Below are 19,388 nucleotides of genomic sequence, written 5' to 3'. Positions count from 1 at the left end.
GAACGCGCCGCACGACCGGGCAAACCCGGCAGAACTGGAACGTGTTGCAAATTAGAACAAGTTCTATATTCTCTGTCCCATGAAGGTCGCAGTGACCGGCGCAGCCGGCTACCTTGGCACGAATCTGCTCCGCCTCCTCACCGAGCGCGGTCACCAGGTCACGGCCATCGATCGGGCCGTTCCCGCCGAGTCGGCGGCACCCGGGGTCACCTGGCTGCGCGGCGACGTGCTCGACCCGGCGTCGATGCGCGCCGCGCTTGACGGCGCCGAGGTGGTCTACCACCTGGTCGCGGTGATCACCCTGGCCGAGAAGAACGATCTCGCCTGGCGGGTGAACACCGAGGGCGTGCGCGTGGTCGCCGAGGCGGCACTGGCGGTCGGCGCGCGCCGGATGGTGCACGCCAGCTCGATCCACGCGTTCGACCAGTACAGCTGCGGCGGCCGGATCGATGAGAACGCGCCGCGGTCGACCGACCCGGCGCTGCCGGTCTACGACCGCTCGAAATGGGCGGGCGAGGTGGCGCTGCGCAAGGTGATCGACCAGGGACTCGACGCGGTGCTGTGCAATCCCACCGGCGTCTTCGGCCCACTGGACTACAGCAAGCCGCTCTCGCGCATCAACCGGACGCTCAAAGACGCGGCCCTCGGTCGCGTGCCCGCCATGATCGGCGGCGGATTCGACCTGGTGGACGTGCGCGACGTCGCCGCGGGCCTGGTACTGGCGGGCGAGCACGGCCGCGCGGGCGAGAACTACCTGCTCGGCGGATCGATGATCTCGATGCTCGAACTGTGCCGCGTCGCCGCGACCCATGGCGGCAAGCGCGGCCCGAGGTTCGCCATCTCCCCCAAGCTCGTGTCCGGCGTCATCCCGATGCTCGCGCCGATCGGCAAACTGTTCAACTCCGACATCGTCTCCAAGGCGGCGCTCGGCGCGCTGATCTCCGCGCCGGTGGTCGACCACGGCAAGGCCGAGCGCGAGCTCGGCTACCGGCCGCGCCCGCTCGACGACACGGTGCGCGACCTGGTCAACTTCTTCGCCGACCCGGCCGCGCTGACACCGCCGGGCACCAAGCAGATCGCTTGACAGCCGCTAGAACACATGTTCGACTGAGAGGGTGCGGTGGCAAAGCCAGACCCTGGACGCCGAGGACGGCGCCTTGCCCGGGCTGTCCCGGGCCGGTCTGGTGCGCACCATACAAACGCCGGACTTCGAGGGCATCACGTTCCACGAGGTGCTGTGCAAGAGCGCCCTGAACCGGGTGCCCGAGGGCGCGAACGTGCCGTTCCGATGGACCGTCAATCCCATGCGGGGTTGTTCGCACGCCTGCCGCTACTGTTTCGCGCGCGGCACGCACGAATATCTGGATCTGGACGCGGGCCGGGACTTCGATTCGCAGATCGTGGTCAAGACGAATGTCGCCGCGGTGCTGCGCAAGGAACTCGGCAGGCGGTCCTGGCGCCGCGAGCCGGTCGCGCTCGGCACCAACACCGATCCCTATCAGCGCGCCGAGGGCCGATACCGCTTGATGCCGGGCATCATTCGCGCGCTGACCGAATCCGGCACCCCGTTCTCCATCCTCACCAAAGGCACCCTGCTGCGACGGGACCTGCCGTTGCTCACCTCGGCGGCCCGCGTGGTGCCGGTGAGTCTCGCGATGTCCATCGCGATACTGGACGAGGATCTGCACCACAGCCTGGAGCCGGGCACCCCGTCACCACGAGCCCGCCTGGACCTGGTTCGCGCGCTCGCCGACGCGGGTTTCGCCGTCAACGTGCTGGTCGCACCGGTTATCCCCTGCCTCACCGACGGACGCGCCCACCTGGACGCGGTCTTCGGCGCGATCGCCGAGGCCGGGGCTCGATCGGCGGTCGCGTTCCCCATGCACCTGCGCGGCAGCACCAGGGGCTGGTTCCTGTCCTGGCTGGCCGAGCACCATCCGGCGTTGTTGCGCCGGTACCGCCAGCTGTACCGGGGCGGTGCCTACGTCACGCCGGAGTACTCCGCGTGGCTGCGCGCGCGGGTCGCTCCGCTGCTGGCGGAGCACGGTTTGACGGCGCGCGGACGACCCGAACCGGAGACACGAGCCGAAACCGCGCACGCGAGCGACGCGCAGCTGGCATTGTTCGCCTGACGCCCGCACCGCCGAATCTCGCCGGTCCGCGCGCTTCACGGGCGCGCACCGCGTTCGACGGAGTAGTTTGGCGATGGCACCTCTCAGCGACGAGGAAGTGAAGCAGGCATATGGTTTCACACCAAAACGATGTCGGCACAGCTAAATTGGAAAAGGTCGTCATTCGGTTCGCCGGGGACTCCGGCGACGGAATGCAGCTGACCGGCGATCGCTTCACCCACGAGGCCGCCGCCTTCGGCAACGACCTGGCCACCCAGCCCAACTTCCCCGCCGAGATCCGAGCGCCCCAGGGCACGCTGCCCGGCGTCTCGTCCTTCCAGATCCAGATCGCCGACTACGACATCCTCACCGCGGGTGACCAGCCCGACGTGCTGGTCGCGATGAACCCGGCCGCGCTCAAGGCGAATCTGGAGGATCTCCCACGCGGCGCCACCGTCATCGTCAACACCGACGAGTTCACCAAGCGGACCCTCGCCAAGGTGGGTTACGCCGCCGATCCGCTGGCCGACGAGACGCTGTCGGACTTCGTCGTCCACCGCGTCCCGATGACCTCGCTCACCCTCGGCGCCACCGAATCGACCGGAGTCGGCAAGAAGGACGCCCAGCGCGCGAAGAACATGTTCGCCCTCGGCCTGCTGTCCTGGATGTACGGGCGCCCGATCGGCGGCACCGAGCAGTTCATGCGGGAGAAGTTCGCGACCAAGCCCGACATCGCCGAGACCAACATCCTGGCGTTCCGGGCGGGCTGGAACTACGGCGAGACCACCGAGAGCTTCGCCACGACCTACGAGATCGCGCCGGCCAAGCTCCCGCCGGGCACCTATCGCCAGATCACCGGCAACACCGCACTCGCCTATGGCCTGATCACCGCCGGTCAGCTCGCCGGGCTGCCCGTCTTCCTCGGCACCTATCCCATCACGCCGGCCTCGGACATCCTGCACGAGCTGAGCAAGCACAAGAATTTCGGCGTCACCACCTTCCAGGCCGAGGACGAGATCGCCGGGATCGGCGCGGCGCTCGGCGCCGCGCTCGGCGGTGCGCTCGGCGTCACCAGTACATCCGGCCCCGGGCTCGCGCTCAAGAGCGAGACCATCGGCCTGGCGGTGATGACGGAGTTGCCGCTGGTTGTGATCGATGTGCAGCGCGGCGGACCGTCGACCGGACTGCCGACCAAGACCGAACAGGCCGATCTGTTGCAGGCGCTCTACGGCCGCAACGGCGAATCACCGGTAGCAGTGCTCGCGCCGCGCTCGCCCGCCGACTGCTTCGCCACCGCGGTGGAAGCCGCGCGAATCGCCCTCACCTACCGCACTCCGGTGCTGCTGCTGTCCGACGGCGCGATCGCGAACGGCTCCGAACCGTGGTCCATCCCGCAGGTGGCGGAGCTGGAACCGATCGACCCGGCGTTCGAACCGGAAGGTGACGACACCGACCCGTTCCAGCCGTACGCACGCGATCCCGACACGCTCGCCCGGCCGCTCGCCGTCCCTGGCACGAAGGGCCGCGCCCACCGCATCGGCGGCCTCGAGAAGGCGGACGGCAGCGGCAACATCTCCTACGACCCGGCCAATCACGAACTCATGGTTCGCCTGCGTCAAGCCAAGATCGACGGCATCGGGGTGCCCGATCTCGTGGTGGACGATCCGGACGGCACCGCCGAGCTGTTGCTGATCGGCTGGGGCAGTTCCTACGGCCCGATCGGCGAGGCGTGCCGTCGCGCGCGGCGGCGCGGTGCGCCGGTCGCCCAGGCGCATCTACGGCATCTGAATCCGTTGCCCGCCAACCTCGGTGACGTACTGCGCCGTTATCGCGTCGTGGTCGCGCCCGAGATGAACGGCGGCCAGCTCGCCACGCTGCTACGGGCGAAGTACCTGGTCGACGTGCGACCGTGGACGAAGATCGCGGGCACCGCGTTCTCCGCTCAGGAGCTGGTCGGGGTCATCGACGCGGCGCTGGACGGGTCGATCGAGGAGCTGGAACAGAACAAGGTCTTCGCCGCACGGGCGCGGGCCACCTATAGAACACTGCCGGACGAAGGCCGTCCACAGCCCAGCGCAGGCGAGGCAGCCACATATCGGATGTCTGGGGGTATCGCATGACCATCGTGGAAACCTCACTGGTCGGCACCGACCTGGGACTCACCGGTGTATCCGGGGTGCCGTCCGCGGACGGACCGCAGAAGGTGAAGGACTTCACCTCCGATCAGGAAGTGCGCTGGTGCCCCGGCTGCGGCGACTACGTGATCCTGGCGACGGTGCGCGGCTTCCTGGCGGAACTCGGATTGCGCCGGGAGAACCTGATGTTCGTGTCCGGGATCGGCTGCTCCAGCCGCTTCCCGTATTACTTGGAGGCCTACGGCATCCATTCCATTCACGGTCGCGCGCCCGCTATAGCGACCGGATTGGCGGTCAGCAGGCCCGATCTGTCGGTCTGGGTGGTCACCGGTGACGGCGACGCGCTGTCCATCGGCGGCAACCACCTCATCCACGCGCTGCGCCGCAACGTGAACATGACGATCCTGCTGTTCAACAACCGGATCTACGGCTTGACCAAGGGCCAGTACTCGCCCACCTCGGAACAGGGCAAGATCACCAAGTCGACCCCGATGGGCTCGGTGGACCACCCGTTCAACACCCTGTCGGTGGCGCTGGGCGCGGAAGCGACCTTCGCCGCCCGTGCGCTCGACTCCGATCGCGCGGGACTCACCGAGGTGCTGCGCGCCGCCGCCGAACACCGGGGCACGTCGTTCGTGGAGATCCTGCAGGACTGCCCGATCTTCAACGACGGCTCGTTCGACGTGCTGCGCCGGGACAACGCCGCCGACCATCTCGTCCCGCTGCGGCACGGCGAGCCGATCCGATTCGGGACAGAGGGCGAATTCGCGGTGATACGACGGGGATTCGGGCTCGCGGTGGCCCGGGCCGACAGCGTCGCGGAGTCCGATATCGTGGTGCACGACGCCTACGCCGACAACCCGGAGTACGCCTACGCGTTATCGCGGCTGTCCGATCAAGGGCTCGAACACGTGGTCACAGGTATCTTCCGCAGCGTCTCTCGACCGACCTACGACGACGCGGTGCGCTACCAGACCGAGACGGCGCGGGAACGGAAACCCGTCGGTCCCGAATCGCTGCAGTCGCTGCTCACCGGATCCGAAACCTGGACGGTCGGATAACCGGCCGCGCCTGACCGGCTCTGCGGGGCGGACGCTCGCGGCGCCGGTCAGGCGCGCTTGGCGAAACCGAGGTCGACGACGGCGTCGCGCTCTTGCACCAACTCCGCGACCGACGCATCGATCCGGGGACGGGCCAGAGCATCGATCGCCAGGTCGGGCACGATGGTGTACTCGCCGTTCGCGCAGGTGACCGGGAACGAGCTGATCAGCCCTTCCGGCACGCCGTAGGAGCCGTCCGAGGCAACGGCCATGGAAACCCAATCGCCGTGCCGCGTGCCGCGCACCCAGTCCTGGACGTGGTCGATCGCGGCGCTGGCCGCACTCGCCGCCGAGGACGCGCCGCGGGCCTGGATGATGGCGGTGCCGCGCTGCTGCACGGTGGGCACGAACTGCTCGGTCGGCCACGCCGGATCGCCGATCAGGTCGAGGGCAGGACGTCCCGCGATGGTGGCGTGCGCGATGTCGGGGTACTGCGTCGCCGAGTGATTGCCCCAGATCGCGACCCGCGCGATGTCGGCGGCGGGCGCACCGGTCTTCTTGGCCAGTTGCGCGATGGCGCGATTGTGGTCCAACCGCGTCATGGCGGTGAAACGCTCGGCGGGCACGTCCGGTGCGTTGCTCATGGCGATGAAGGCGTTGGTGTTGGCCGGGTTGCCGATCACGAGCACCTTCACGTCATCCGCGGCGCTGGCGTTGATCGCGGCGCCCTGCTCGGTGAAGATCGCGCCGTTGGCGGCGAGCAGATCCGAACGTTCCATCCCGGCGGTGCGCGGCCGCGCGCCGACCAGCAGGGCGATATCGGCGCCCGCGAAGCCGATCCACGGGTCGTCGCTGATATCGATGGACTCCAGCAACGGGAACGCGCCGTCTTCCAGTTCCATCGCGACGCCCTCCAGCGACGCCACCGCGGCGGGGACTTCCAGCAGCCGTAGACGCACGCGCGTGTGCGGGCCGAGCATCGCGCCGGAAGCGATCCGGAACAGCATGCCGTAGGCGATCTGGCCCGCGGCTCCGGTCACGGTGACGGTGACGGTCCCAGCGGCGGTGCTCACGACGAACTCCTTGCGGTAGGCGGACTTCTGTTGCCCACCCTAACCAGTCTCACCGCCGCCGAACGCCGACGGTGAGCTACGCGACAGTGACTCGTGCGCCGCCCGGCACCGGCCCCGGAGGAGAATCGCGGGGTCAGCTGAGCGTGGCGACCTCGCTGTCGGTCAGCACGATCGGCGAAACCACGTCCTTGGCGCGCGCCAGCCGCACGGCGCGATACAGCGGCCGTTCCTCCAGCCCGGCGTCGCGCGCCTCGGCCCGCAACTGCCGCACCAGCATCTCGGAAACCGCTACGGCCGCGGCCAATCGACTTGTGGCAAGCGCGTCCGCGAGCCTGCGCAAACCGACCAAGTGCAATTCGCGGCCGCTGCCCACGTCGGTGTACATGGCCAGCGGAACGACCTGGGAGACTTCGCCCGCGGTGACCCGCAGAGCGATCCGGCTCAACCGGGCCGGGAACACCAGGACCTCGACCCCGGTGGCCGCCGACATCTCCACCCGCCGTTCACCGAACAGCCTGCGGGCGTGGATCATCGTGCCGGTCAACCACATTCGCCGCCGGCGCAGCGCGACGGCGTACAGGACGGTCGGCGCGCCGACGACGACGCCGACCGCCGCGGCGATCGGCCAGCTCACCACGGTCGCGGCCAGCAGGGCCGCGCCGACTCCGATGCCCGACGCGGCCAGCGCGAGGCGGCGCAACATCGGCGCGTACAACTCGGGCGCGACCAGATCGAGGCCCACCGGCGCGAGCGCCCGCTGGTCATCAGAATTCGTGGACACTACTCCGCCCTCTCGCGACTCCGGCGGCGATGGTGTGCGCGCCGGTCACGCAACTGCTCCCGTCACCCGGCCGGCGACGGGTTCGACGCACAGTACCGTGCGCGCGGCGTGCGCGCCGCGAAACTCGACGGGCAGCGCGCACCCGCCGCCTAGCTACCCGGCCAGCGACTCCCGGATCACGCCGACCGCCTCGGGCAGCGGAATCTGCCGTTGATCACCGGTCGCCATGTTCTTGAGCCCGATGGTGTTCTCCGCGAGGTCACGATCGCCGAGCACGAGGGTGAACTTCGCCCCGGAACGGTCGGCCGCCTTCATCGCGCCCTTCACACCGCGCCCGCCGTAGGCCAGATCGACCCGGACGCCCGCCGCGCGCAACTGCGCGGCGACCACCACAAGCCGCTGCTTGGCGGCGTCGCCCAGCGGCACGCCGAACACCTCGCAGCGCGCCGGGTTGCCCGCCGACTTCCCCTCGGCCGCCAGCGCCAGCATGGTCCGGTCGACGCCGAGGCCGAACCCGATACCCGACAGCGGCTGCCCCCCGAGCTCGGCCATGAGACCGTCGTAGCGGCCACCTCCGCCGATGCCGGACTGCGCGCCCAGGCCGTCGTGCACGAACTCGAACGTGGTCTTGGTGTAGTAGTCGAGGCCGCGCACCATGCGCGGGTTCACCACGTACGGCACGCCCAGCGCCTCGAGGTGGCCGAGCACCTGCTCGAAGTGCGCCTTGGCCGACTCCGACAGGTGATCGATCATCAGCGGCGCGTTCGCGGTCATCTCCCGTACCTCGGGCCGCTTGTCGTCCAGCACGCGCAGCGGGTTGAGCTGGGCGCGCCGCTTCGTCTCCTCGTCCAGCGGCAGTCCGAACAGGAAATCCTGCAGTAGTTCGCGGTACTGCGGGCGGCACGTCTCGTCACCCAGCGAGGTGACCTCGAGGCGGAATCCGTCCAGGCCCAGGCCGCGGAACCCGGCATCGGCGATCGCGATGACCTCCGCGTCGAGCGCCGGATCGTCGACGCCGATGGCCTCGATGCCCACTTGCTGCAACTGGCGGTACCGGCCCGCTTGCGGCCGCTCGTAGCGGAAGAAGGGACCCGCGTAGCACAGCTTCACCGGGAGCTGACCGCGATCGAGGCCGTGCTCGATGACCGCGCGCATCACGCCCGCCGTGCCCTCGGGACGCAGCGTGACGCTGCGGTCGCCGCGGTCGGGGAAGGTGTACATCTCCTTGGTGACCACGTCGGTGGACTCGCCCACACCGCGGGCGAACAGGCCCGTGTCCTCGAAGACCGGCAGCTCGATATGCCCGTACCCGGCCAGTCGGGCGGCGCGGAGCAGGCCGTCGCGCACCGCGACGAACTCTGCCGAGCCAGGCGGCACGTAGTCCGGTACCCCCTTCGGGGCGGAGAAGCTGCTGGTCTTGGTCACGATGGTCCAGTTTCCACCACTACAGCACCGCAAGTCCAACCGGTTCCCCGAACCGACTCTCAGGAAGGTTGCGGAACAGTCTCAGGTAGAAATGGCACACTCTTATCCCGATGTAACCGGATACGGGAGGAACGTGGTAGTGCCGAGCAACGAACAGCGACGAGCAGCGGCGAAACGCAAGCTGGAACGTCAGCTCGCCAACCGGGCCGAGCGTGCGCGCAAGCGCAAGCAACTCACGATCGCCGGATCGGTACTCGGTGTCGTCGTCGTGGTCGCCGCCGTGACCGGGGTGTACTTCTTGACCCGCGGCGACGACAGCAACAGCTCCGATGTCGCCGACGCCTCGTTGTCCAGCACTCCGGCCGCGGCCGCCCCGCCCTCCGCGAAGGCCAAGCCCGCGACGGTCGACTGCACCTACCGCGACAGCGCCAAGCCCGCGGACAAGCCGGTGAACAAGCCGAAGGCCGGCGGCATCCCCACCACCGGCGTCGACGCCAAGGTCAGCGTCAGCATGGACACCAGCCAGGGGCCGATCGGGCTGACCCTGAACAACGCCGCTTCGCCGTGCACGGTGAACAGCTTCGTCAGTCTGGCTGCGCAGAACTACTTCGACGGCACCAGCTGTCACCGCATGACCGCGGGCGAGGGCCTGAAGGTCCTGCAGTGCGGCGACCCCACGGGTACCGGAATGGGTGGGCCCGGTTACGAGTTCGACAACGAATACCCGACCGACCAGTACGCCGCGAACGATCCGGCGGCGACTTCGGAACCGATCTCGTACAAGCGTGGCGTGCTTGCCATGGCCAACGCGGGGCCGGGAACCAACGGCAGCCAGTTCTTCATCGTGTACTCCGATTCCCTGCTCCCGCCGCAGTACACGATCTTCGGCACCGTGGACGACAACAGCCTCGGCACGTTGGACAAGATCGCCGCGCTGGGCCAGGACGACTCCAACGGCCCAGGGGACGGGAAGCCCAAGCAGCCGGTCACGATCCAGTCGGTGCGCATCGACCGCTGAGCGCGGATCCCGGGCCCGCGGCCGTCTCCGGTCGCGGGCCCGAGCCGTATCCACGTCCGTGCGGCCGAAGTGAAGATAGTGGACCTTTCTTCGGTTAGGGTGCCCTCAGTCCGAAGATCATCCGGCGCGCCCGAAGACACGCCGGAAATGTGCGATATATGCTGATAAAGCAGCACGCTCGTGCGATTGTGCCGACCTTTGTCAGGTAACCTCGAAACAAGGAGTTCTTGCAGCGTAGTGCGGCCTCGGCCGGGCTATCCCCGGGCAGGAAGTGCCACGCCACAAGTTCTTCGGGTGTCCACGTTTGCAGGCGGGACCCGCTGCACGGGACTACAGTTCGCGTGGCGGCGTCCGTAACGAAGCACCACCATCATCCATAGTGATCACCGCAGCATCGGGGAGCAGCCATGTCCGAGGAACTGGACGACATCGGCCGGGAAACCGCGGCCATGATGAGGACAATGTTGCAGCTTGCGACGCTCGTCGCCTTGCGTACCCGCGAGCGTGGTCAGAAGGAAGCCGAAGCGCGCGTCAAGCTCACCGAGGCCCGGATCAAAGAGGCCAAGGAACAGCAGTTGCGGGAGGCCAGGGACGCGAAGGCCAAGGACCCGCGCAACACCGAGCTGGCCCGGCTGATCGAGAAGCCGATCCCGGAAAAAGGTGTGTCCCTGGAGAAGGACCGCTTCTCCGCGCAGGCCGAGGCATCACGGATGGCGGCCAATGCCGCCGCCGCCAAGCCGGCCTTGCAGTACGACTCCCAGGAGCGCCGGATGGCGATCGCGGCACATCTCGCGAAAATGGGTGTGGCGCCGGAACTTGCCGCGGTGCGGATGCTGATCGAAGTAGGGCAGGCACAGCCGCCGGGTGAGGCCGTACGCACCCGCCCCGGCGAGGCGCCCGCGGTTACCAGGGCAGGACGGGAACAGGATCCCCGTGGCTTGGAGCGCACGCGATAGCAAGAGACGAACGAGTGCCCGCTGGATCATCCAGCGGGCACTCGTCTGTTCCGAACCCTTTCGGCGAGAATCGCCGTGACGCCATCGCCACTACGGAGGGAAGTTACCGATCGTAGGGTCACTGAACATGCCGTTCTGCGGCGCTTTCGTCGGCAGCGGGTTCAGCATGTCCTTATGACCGTTGCGCACACTGCAATACTTGAACGGTCCCTTGGGATCGAACAATTTCGCCATATGCGGATCGGCATGATCCAGGAACCAGACGCTCAGTCCGGTCGCCCCGTCCTGGCGGTAGTGCTCCCAGGCGCGCCATAACGCATCCAGCCGGGCAATTGCCTCCGCGTGCTGCCACCACTCCGGGCACCACACGGTGTCACTGAGATCGGTGACCTGCCGACGGTAGATCACGCTGAGATAGTTCTCGACGAACTCCACCACGTTCGCGTAGTGCATGTTCTGCTGCGGTTCGTTCACAGCGGCCGGACCTCCTCGACTTGGCCGTACTCCGGCGGTGGCGTCGACTTGCTCAGCGACGGCGAACCGATGACGTCCGCGATCTGCGTCTTGCGCTGCGGATCATGGTGCGAGATGGACTGTTTCACGTCGGAAGCGTACTCACCCTCCCACCACGGCACGGTACGGATGAGCACCGGTGGCGCACCGGACGGGAACAGGATGGCCCGCCCACGCGGCAGCGTCGCCAGACCGTTGACCGAGAACGTCTTGGACGAGCCCAGCGAGCGTGAGTAGCTCTTGCCGCCCTTGGATTCGGACACCGACTGCGAGATCGCGTCGTACTCACCGAGCACGTCCGAACGCTCCTGCAAGAACTTCGTGTCGTCCACGCCGCTGCCGAGCACTTTGATGTTCGCCGCCGACCACAACGCGTTCATGCCGCTCTCGCCCCAGCAGCGGGCGCCCTGCGCCCAAGACTGCAGCACGGTCATCACGACGATGCCCCGGGAGCCGAAGTGGCTGTACTGCTTGGGCAGATCCTTCCAGCGCACCACGTTCGCCGCCTCGTCCAGCACCGCCAGCAGCGGGATCGCCAGGCGACCACCGGCCGACTGCGACGCCTTGCGCATCGCCACGTCCACCACCGCCTCGGTGAGCGCGCTCACCAGCGGCGCGGCCGAGCCGCGGCCCTCCAGCGACAAGCTGTAGAGCGTTCCGTTGTTCTCCAAGAACTCCAGCTCGTCGAATTCCCTGCGGTCGCCACCCCGGGAGATCCACGGATGCACGTTCGACAGTTTCAGGCAGCGGATCATCTTCTTGGCCGTGCCGAAGATGCCGCTGCGCGTGCGCGGATCGGTGTTGTACTGCGAGGACAGGCCCGAGGCCGTGTAGTGATGGCGGGCGGCGCGCAGCAACTCGATGGGCTCGGTGTCCTGCGGATTGGTCACCCACTCCCAGACCTGCACGATCGGCCTGCTGCCGTTGCGGTCGCCGACGGCGGCGGCGAGGAACAACCCGGCCAGCAGGTCCTCCGCCTCGGGATCGAAGAACGCGTCGGTCTTCGTGTCGCGGCCGTCGTCACCGTCGGCGAAGTGCCCCGCAAGCCGAGCCGCGCGCATCTCACAACCTTCGCGCTTGGCGTCCACCCAGGACAGCGGATCCCAGAACCAGGTCGGCTCTTCACCCGCGACACCTTGCGGGTCGAAGACGAAGGTGGGGCTTCCCTTGGACTCCCGCACGTCTCGGGTGGCGTCCACCACGTCGCGCTTGTTCGAGGTGGCCAGCACCGGGCCGATCGCGCTGAGGATCGCCGGGATGACCCGGGAGGTCGACTTGCCCTGACGTGGACCCCAGATGTCCAGATGCAGATCCTCGTACGAACCGTAGAGCATCACCCCGTCGGCCACACCCACACCGATCGGCACGCCCGGAGCGTCGTCGTAGCCGAGTTTCACCCCCAGCTGCTCGGCCTTCTCCCGGACGCCCGCTTCGGTGAGCATCGAGATCGCGCCGCCGTTGCCCATCACGTCGGCCTTGTCGTCGACCGGCAATCTGCCTTTGGACCGGCGCTTCTGCAACTCCTTGCGGATCACCAGATACGCTACGACGCTCAGGATCACCAGCAGCACGATCGCCGTCGCCGCGCCCGGCCAGCGCAGCCTTCCCCGCGCCAGATCGGCCGCGATGGCGATCGGGTTGAACGGAACCTTCTGCGGGCTGCCCTCGAGCATGTTGCCCAGATGCAGCGCGAGCCAGAGGGTTCCGAAGATCGCGAAGCCGGCGTAGGTCAGTAGCAGGCTGACATCGGGTCCGGGGATGGCCGGATCCGTCACCTTTTTCTTCTTCGCCATGTATCCCTCCTGGGTCGGCCGTCCGGTACGGAAAGCGAGTGGTCAGCGGAATGCGTCGAGCCGCCAGCCGTCGGGTGTGCGCACGACGGTGGCGATCACCGTCGCGGGCGGCAGCGGCTCCTTGCGTCCGTTCGGATAGACGACGGTCTGCTCGATCCCGATCTTGAACTGCTGGACGTTCGGATCACTGAGGGCCGGAGCCTTCTCGCCGGACGCGAAGGTGAACGCCTCCACATGCGCCCCTTCCCTCGCCCAATCCGCCCACTGCAGTGTCGACTTCGGCGTCTCCACCGCGGTCGGCGTCGCATCCAGCATACGAATTAGGCTGGGGCCGAGAAACTTCCGCGCTCGTCCCAAAGATGCGCCCTGGGTCTCGGTGGCGGGCTGCCAACTGTAGATTTCCCGCAACGCCGCGACCGCGACACCGTCCGGCGTCACCGGGTCGGGGGCGGGCACGCCCTCCAGCAACCGGGGTGTGGACGTAGCGGAATGCGCCGCATCGGATCCCGAGTCCGCGCGGTCCGTCCGGCCACAGGCCGCACCCAGCACCGCGACGCTCACCACCAGCATCACCACCAGTTTCGCGCGTGCATTTGCTCTATCCATCCAGGCTAGCCGCACACCGGGGCGTCGCGGCAGTCCCGCCGCCGTATGTTCGCGCCCGTGAACGCTCACAGCACCCTCCTCGCCCGTCCGTCTCCCGGCACCGCGACTTCCGAAACGCCACCGCCGGATCGGACGTCAGCGCCGGGCACCGACTGGATCATCCGGCCGTTGCCCGCATAGACGCCGACCTGCGCGGGTCCACGCGCGCCGAACGAACTGAAGACCAGATCCCCCGGCTGCGCCTTGCTCATCGGCACCTCCGAGCCTGCCTCCCACTGCTGTTCGGCCGTGCGCGGCAACGTCACCGCGCCGGAGGACGCCGCGAACACCGCCGCCGCGGTCAGACCCGGTCCGTCCAACCCCCCGCCGCTCGGTCCTTGGGGCCCCCCGCCGCCCCAGACGTAGGGTGTGCCGAGCCACTCGTGCGCGGCTTGGACGATCTGTTCGCCGGCCGAACCCTGCCCAGGGGTGAACCGGCCGAGCGAACCCGGCGCGCGGTATTGCGCTTCCATGGTGAGAATGTTGCGCACGTATGGCTGGGTCTCGGCGTAGTGTGCCGCGAGCTGGTTCGGCATGCCGCCCGAGGCCAGCACCGCGCCTTCGCCCGCGTTGTACGCCGCCAGCGTCAGAGCGACGATGTCGCCCTGTACCCTGCCCTCGGCCTGCCACCGCTGGATCTGGTGCGCGATCGCGCACATGTAACGCCCCTGGCCGACGATCGCGTCCCCGTCATCCCACACGCTGGCCACGCCGTTGCCGTCGGCATCGATCACGTACGGCTGACCGTCGTCGGGATCGATGCTCACCGCGGTGGTCGGCAGGAACTGGGCCAGGCCCTGCGCACCGGCGGGCGAGGTCGCGCCGCGCCGGAAACCGGATTCCTGCCTGCCCTGCGCGGCCAGTAGCGACGGCGTGATCTGCGGACAGATCGAACCCGCACGGCGGTACCAGATCTCCAGTTCTTGTGGCACCTTGCCCGCGGCCAGCGCGCCACCGGCGGTGCCGAAACCGAGGCTGCAGCGTGGATCGCTGGAATACGCGCGTGCACCGCCGACATCCGGGGTCGGCGCACCGTCCAGCCAGGGCAGCGGGTCGATCTGCCGTCCGCCGGTGAACCGGCCGCCCGGGACGATCTCGAAATGCAGGTGGGGACCGCTGGATTCACCCGCCGACCCCACCGCGCCGATGTGCTGCCCCGCGGTCACCGTATCGCCCGGCCGGACCAGGACGCCGGAGTCCCACATGTGGCCGTAGACCGCCGAGTACGAACGGCCGTTGATGTCCACCGAGTCGACGACGATCCAATTGCCGAATCCGGAGGCCGGACCGGCGGCGACGACGCGGCCGTCGGAGACCGAGAAGATGGGCGTGCCGTCCGGCGCGGCCAGGTCGACGCCCTTGTGCGCGCCACCCCGCGCGCCGAACGTGTCCGACACCGTGAAGGTTCCGGTGGCCATCGGCAACGTGCGGCGCAGCGGGCCGACTCCCGCGGCGAGTGAGGGTGTGGCGGTCGCGGCCGGATTGGGTTGGCTCGCGCCGGAACCTGTTGTCGCTGCGGCGCGCCGATCGCCCGGCGGGTATCCGCCCAGCGGCGGAAGCACCGACTGCGAGCCGAGCACGGAGCCGCCCTCACAGGCGTCGTCGACGGCGGGCATGACGATGACCAGCACTATGGTCATCAGGCCGAGCACCGCGCCCAGCGCCGTCCACAACACGGATTTGCCGCTCACCGCCGCACTCCGGCATCGTGCCGCGCGCAGCCCGGTTTCACGTGCGGCGCCGAGTCTCGTTGAGGGTGTCGGCCAGCGTGCGGTTCATCTCGGCGGCGGCAGCCAACTGCTGTTGCAGCAGTGCGACCTTGCGCCGCAGCGCGGTGGCGTCCATCCGCTCCAGACCGGGGCCTTCGGCCGCGCGCACCCAATTGCGCACCGAGTTCGTGTGCACACCGATCTGCTCGGCGACCACGCGGCAGGCCTCCGATTCACTGCGCAGCTTGCCGGTCAGCGCGATGACCTGTTCGACCGCCGCTTGACGCACCTCCGGCGAGACGCGTCGGTAGGACCGGTGCGGCATCATGCGGCGCTCCCCGGCGAATCCGTTCCCCGCGAGATCGATTCGGTGAACTCGCTGAACCGCTGGTTGGTGTCGTGGATCCCGCTTTCCTTCTCCGACAGCGTGAATTCCATGTGGAAGGGGATACCGGGGCGGCGATCCTCACCGATTTTCAGCAGGAACTTACCGGTGCCGGGCGGGGAGGGCCGCTGCTGCCCCGGTTTGAGCGCCTCGCCGGTCAGCGCTTGCGGCGCGGACCATCCGGTCACCATCTCCTCCTCGGCCGAGGTGAACGGAACCGTGCTGTCGAGCCGTTTGATCTCCTCGGCCGGAAGCGCGCCGAAGATCTTGGCGCGCGCCCGCTCGAGGAAACCGAGCGCCTTCGCGATGGCGGCTTCCGATCCGAGCGCCTGCAGGTCCTTGATGGTGTGGCTGATCATGATCAGCGCGGTGGCGATGCCGCGCTGCAAGCGGGTGAGCTCGTCGACGCGGTCGACCATGAAGTCACCGAGGCCGAGCACCTGCCACAGCTCGTCCATCACCACTTGGAAATAGCGCTGCGGACCGAGTTTCGCGTCGGCGAGCACGTGCGCGGCCTCGACCGAGGCGAACCCGTCGGCCCAGCAGGCCAGCATGACCGCGGCTTTGAGCTTCTTGTCGCCGGTCGGGATGTGCGAGACGTCCATGCACACCGCGACCGCGCTGGTATCGATCGGCACGGTGGTCTGGCCGTTGAAGACCGCGCCGAACGGTCCCTGGGTGAGCGCGCGTAGGGAGCGGCGCAGCCCCTTGATCGCCTCCTGGTACTCCGCGGTGTCGTCGGCGCCCGCGTCCAGCATCAATTCCTCGCCGCCGCCGACGATCACCTCGAGCAGGTTCTCCATGATCGGCGGCTTGTCCGGCGTGTACCCGCTGCCCGGCCGATAGAGAATGCGCAGCGCGGTGGCGATCAGGGTCTCCTCGTAATCGCGGACACGGTCGCCGCGTACCAGTTCCACCAGGCCCGCGATCAACGTCACCTGCCTGGCCCGCAGGTCCTGCAACACCTGCAGCTGCAGCGCCGGGAACTCTTCCAGTCGCGGGACGATCGCGCCGAGCACGCCCGCCGCGAGCGGGTTGAGCTTGCCGTGCCCGTAGCCCAGATCGATCACCTGGCCGCCGACGAGCTCGACCATCTTCCGGTAGTCCGGTTTGACGTCGGCGAGGATCAACGGCGTGATCCCTTGCGCGATGCCACCGAGCACGATGCGGCGGACCAGCGAGGACTTGCCGAAACCGTTGAGGCCGAGCACGAACAGGCTGGGCGCGGTGATGAAGCTGCCGCGCATGAACCAGTTCATCGGGTCGAAGCAGACCGGCGCGCCGGTGTGCAGATGCGAACCGAGGGGCGTGCCGATCAGCGGCGCGCCCGCGCCGACCGACCAGGGCCACAGACCGGCGACCTGGGCCGTGGTGGCACGGTACTCGACCGGGCGGCCGACCACGTTCATCCGGCCGCCGCCCGCGCCCGCGTAGCCGCGGTCGGTGAGCTGCGCTGTGCTGCGGTCGAATCCGTCCTCGATCGTCTGCTCCGCGCGGGCCGCGTAGTTGCGGCGGCGGATGTCGTCGGTGCGGACCCGGAACTGCGCCCATGCCGCCCGCAGGCCATTGCCCTCCCGGGCGAGCATCTCCAGCTTGGCGCGGGTGGCGTCGTCGAGCAGCGGTGGCCCGGATTGCTTGCGCCGATCGGCTTTCGCTTTCGCGCGACGGGCCGCCTTGTCCGTGTACGGGCTGCCCATCGCGCGGTCGGCGGTGTAGTCGACCTTCGCGGGCCGTGCCACGCGACCGTTCCTGGCGCCGTTGCGCTCCGGACGCGCGGCGATGCGCTCGGTGACCGCGTCGCGGGACATGCGCGAGTTCCGCTCGGCGCGGGAGCGTTCGGTGTGCCCCCGATCGGCGCGCACGCCGTCGGACCGGCCCGCGCCCGATCGAGCGCGACGCTCGCCCGCTCGCCGGTCGGTCGTGTCCACGCCCTGGCGGTCCTCGCCGTTCACCCGCGCCGAGTCCCGCGTGGGGCGCCGCCGTTCCGGCCGCTGTCCCCACTCGTCCCGGCCGGATTGTTCGAGCCGCCTGCGGCGTGCGTCCTCGTCCCGTTCCCGCACGGGTGGCTCGTAGTCGCGTGCCATGAATCGCTCACCCCGCCAGTGCCTTCGGAATTGTCGCGTGTTCGGGCAGGATCACACCGCAACCGAGCGAGGCCGCGAAGGCCGCCGCCTGGTAGCGGTAGCACCGCCGAATCTTCAAGCGCGCCTGGGTCGACAGGTCGCGCGTGATGGCTTCGATGCGCGGCAGGTCACCGCGCAAGGGCTCGGTGATGGTCACCAGCGCCCCGAAGCGGGTCACACCGTGACCCCTGGCCTGCTCCTCGCGGGCCTGCTGAGTCGCGCCCACCCGCAGCGTCGCCGCCGCGGACACGACTCCACGTTCGCTCTGTTGGGCCACCAACGCGTTCTTGAAATCGTCGTCGACGATCTCGGCGGCGTCGGCGGCCGAGTGCGGACGGTACACGATCGCGATGCGTTTACGCGGCACTTCGGGATTCGGCGCGAGCAGCCGCTGCAGCACCCGCTCGTCGACCGCACCCTCGGGGGCGGCATCCATTTCCCAGGTGACCGACCGGCCACCGTCGTGCACCAAGTAATCCCACTTCTCGTCGTGGGACACCGGGCCCGCGTCCGCCCAGTCCAGGCCGTGCCCTTCGGGTTCGCCCGCGGCCACCTCCAGGTCGGCCTGCGAGGCGGGATCATAACTGCGGCGGATGAACGAGATCACCTCGTCCGCCGACATCGGCTGAGCGCGCACACCGGCTTCCGCCAGCGCGGCGCAGATGCCGGGCAGGCGCCGTCCGATCTCCACGGCTTCTTCGGCCGGGTTCTTGCGGCGCTCGGCGGTGGTGGCCTTGAACGTGATCGCCACCCGCGGCAGCAACTGCACGCGCTCCTGCGGCAGTTCGGTGGCCAACTCGTACATCACCTGCTGGGCCAGTTCGGGCGCCTCGGGCCTGGTGATCGTGGAAACCTCGGTGAGCAAACGATTTCCGGTCTCCGGCACGGTGTCGATCACCGGCACCACGGCGACGATGTCGCTGGTCTGTCCGACCGAGGCCAGGAAGGTCCCCCACGCCGACACCCACCGGTCGATCACGGGCTGGTCCACCGCCTCATGACCTTGCGGCCACGCGCGCAGCACCACGGTGTACTGGGCGAACTGCGGCAAGTGGATCATGCCGAAGCTGTAGCCGCCCGCGTCGATGCCCTCGTACAACTTGGAGGGCGCGAGCAGGCCCGGCAAACGGGTGACGCCGCCGGGAATCCGGGAGAAGCGGCCACCGCGGTACACGTGCTCGCCACGACTGCGCGAGCGCATCCAGTTGAACATCATCAATCCCGTCTCGTAGCCCGAACGACCTCCGGTCCGCCACACCAGCGGGACCATCACGACGACGCCGACGCCGCCGACGATCACACCCCACTGGAAGCCGCCGACCATCGCGGTGATCAGCGCCGTGATCACGACCGCGAAGCCGAGCACGGTTTCCTCCCAGCGCAAGCCGAAAAGGCCGGCGCTGCGCGGCTTCTGCCAAAGCCCGTACGAGCGGCGCTCGTAGGTGTCGGTGACTGTCATCGCGGAATGGTGCTCCTCCCGAGGTCGGGTGAACGGTTCGTCCAGCGATCGCCCGCGACGTCACCCATGGCTTGGTCGGCCCGGCTCAGCCCACCGCTCGCGGCGCGCGCCACGCCGATCCGGCCTGCCGTCCTGGCCGCTCCGGACGCTACCCCGGCCGCGCCCGCACTGTCCGCCGACTTCGCCGAACTCGGCGGGGACGGTTTGGGCAAGCTGGACAGC

General features: G+C 68.8%; 16 protein-coding genes. 6 read left to right on the top strand and 10 right to left on the bottom strand.

Annotation, left to right across the window (positions count from 1 at the left end):
* Window positions 1-79: 79 nt before the first annotated feature.
* From ACWEO7_RS15730 to ACWEO7_RS15715, 4 genes are all read left to right on the top strand, one after another.
* The gene (locus ACWEO7_RS15730) at window positions 80-1,084 is read left to right on the top strand and encodes an NAD-dependent epimerase/dehydratase family protein (RefSeq protein WP_452423948.1); all 1,005 of its coding nucleotides are present in this window, start codon (window positions 80-82) and stop codon (window positions 1,082-1,084) included.
* A gap of 31 nt (window positions 1,085-1,115) precedes the next feature.
* A complete protein-coding gene (locus ACWEO7_RS15725; RefSeq protein ID WP_452423946.1) occupies window positions 1,116-2,132 on the top strand; it encodes an Rv2578c family radical SAM protein in 1,017 nt (338 codons plus the stop codon).
* Window positions 2,133-2,242: 110 nt separating this feature from the next.
* On the top strand, window positions 2,243-4,231 hold the full coding sequence (locus ACWEO7_RS15720) for a 2-oxoacid:acceptor oxidoreductase subunit alpha (protein WP_452423944.1): 1,989 nt from the start codon (window positions 2,243-2,245) through the stop codon (window positions 4,229-4,231).
* Window positions 4,228-5,307 (top strand): 2-oxoacid:ferredoxin oxidoreductase subunit beta, encoded by a 1,080-nt coding sequence (locus tag ACWEO7_RS15715; RefSeq protein ID WP_452423942.1) that lies wholly within the window; start codon window positions 4,228-4,230, stop codon window positions 5,305-5,307. Before ACWEO7_RS15720 ends, ACWEO7_RS15715 begins: the two co-directional genes overlap by 4 nt.
* Before the next feature lie 47 nt (window positions 5,308-5,354).
* Here the strand turns inward: ACWEO7_RS15715 and ACWEO7_RS15710 are convergent, their stop codons facing one another.
* The 3 genes from ACWEO7_RS15710 to hisS all read right to left on the bottom strand — a co-directional run bounded on the left by ACWEO7_RS15710 (window position 5,355) and on the right by hisS (window position 8,565).
* Window positions 5,355-6,359 carry a malate dehydrogenase gene (locus ACWEO7_RS15710; protein WP_452423940.1) on the bottom strand — a complete coding sequence of 335 codons (1,005 nt, stop codon included), beginning with the start codon at window positions 6,357-6,359 and terminating at the stop codon, window positions 5,355-5,357.
* Between the two features lie 133 nt (window positions 6,360-6,492).
* The gene (locus tag ACWEO7_RS15705; RefSeq protein WP_452423939.1) at window positions 6,493-7,140 is read right to left on the bottom strand and encodes a hypothetical protein; all 648 of its coding nucleotides are present in this window, start codon (window positions 7,138-7,140) and stop codon (window positions 6,493-6,495) included.
* A gap of 153 nt (window positions 7,141-7,293) precedes the next feature.
* Window positions 7,294-8,565 (bottom strand): histidine--tRNA ligase, encoded by a 1,272-nt coding sequence (gene hisS / locus ACWEO7_RS15700; protein ID WP_452423937.1) that lies wholly within the window; start codon window positions 8,563-8,565, stop codon window positions 7,294-7,296.
* Window positions 8,566-8,704: 139 nt separating this feature from the next.
* Here hisS and ACWEO7_RS15695 point away from each other — a divergent pair, with 139 nt between their 5' ends.
* Together ACWEO7_RS15695 and ACWEO7_RS15690 are read left to right on the top strand one after the other, a co-directional pair.
* The gene (locus tag ACWEO7_RS15695) at window positions 8,705-9,583 is read left to right on the top strand and encodes a peptidylprolyl isomerase (RefSeq protein WP_452423935.1); all 879 of its coding nucleotides are present in this window, start codon (window positions 8,705-8,707) and stop codon (window positions 9,581-9,583) included.
* A gap of 407 nt (window positions 9,584-9,990) precedes the next feature.
* Window positions 9,991-10,539, top strand: a complete 549-nt coding sequence (locus ACWEO7_RS15690; protein ID WP_452423933.1) for a hypothetical protein — start codon at window positions 9,991-9,993, stop codon at window positions 10,537-10,539.
* 90 nt (window positions 10,540-10,629) lie between these two features.
* Here ACWEO7_RS15690 and ACWEO7_RS15685 read toward each other — a convergent pair whose 3' ends face one another.
* The 7 genes from ACWEO7_RS15685 to ACWEO7_RS15655 all read right to left on the bottom strand — a co-directional run bounded on the left by ACWEO7_RS15685 (window position 10,630) and on the right by ACWEO7_RS15655 (window position 19,166).
* Window positions 10,630-11,013, bottom strand: coding sequence for a DUF4913 domain-containing protein (locus ACWEO7_RS15685; RefSeq protein ID WP_355070531.1), 384 nt, complete (start codon window positions 11,011-11,013; stop codon window positions 10,630-10,632).
* On the bottom strand, window positions 11,010-12,845 hold the full coding sequence (locus ACWEO7_RS15680; protein ID WP_450015581.1) for a type IV secretory system conjugative DNA transfer family protein: 1,836 nt from the start codon (window positions 12,843-12,845) through the stop codon (window positions 11,010-11,012). The genes ACWEO7_RS15685 and ACWEO7_RS15680 overlap by 4 nt, the downstream gene beginning before the upstream one ends.
* 42 nt (window positions 12,846-12,887) lie before the next feature.
* Complete coding sequence (locus ACWEO7_RS15675; RefSeq protein ID WP_452423931.1) at window positions 12,888-13,451, bottom strand: hypothetical protein; 564 nt, start codon at window positions 13,449-13,451, stop codon at window positions 12,888-12,890.
* 65 nt (window positions 13,452-13,516) lie between these two features.
* Entirely contained in the window at window positions 13,517-15,181 is a 1,665-nt protein-coding gene (locus ACWEO7_RS15670; protein WP_452423929.1) for a peptidoglycan DD-metalloendopeptidase family protein, read from the bottom strand.
* A gap of 37 nt (window positions 15,182-15,218) precedes the next feature.
* Window positions 15,219-15,527: a transposase gene (locus ACWEO7_RS15665; RefSeq protein ID WP_039798972.1), complete on the bottom strand. Its 309-nt coding sequence runs from the start codon at window positions 15,525-15,527 to the stop codon at window positions 15,219-15,221.
* The gene (locus tag ACWEO7_RS15660; RefSeq protein ID WP_452423927.1) at window positions 15,524-17,668 is read right to left on the bottom strand and encodes a hypothetical protein; all 2,145 of its coding nucleotides are present in this window, start codon (window positions 17,666-17,668) and stop codon (window positions 15,524-15,526) included. Before ACWEO7_RS15660 ends, ACWEO7_RS15665 begins: the two co-directional genes overlap by 4 nt.
* A gap of 7 nt (window positions 17,669-17,675) precedes the next feature.
* A complete protein-coding gene (locus ACWEO7_RS15655) occupies window positions 17,676-19,166 on the bottom strand; it encodes an SCO6880 family protein (protein ID WP_450015572.1) in 1,491 nt (496 codons plus the stop codon).
* Between the last annotated feature and the right edge of the window lie 222 nt (window positions 19,167-19,388).

The organism is Nocardia sp. NPDC004260 (genome assembly GCF_053603155.1).
This window is presented reverse-complemented; position numbering and strand designations above follow the sequence as displayed.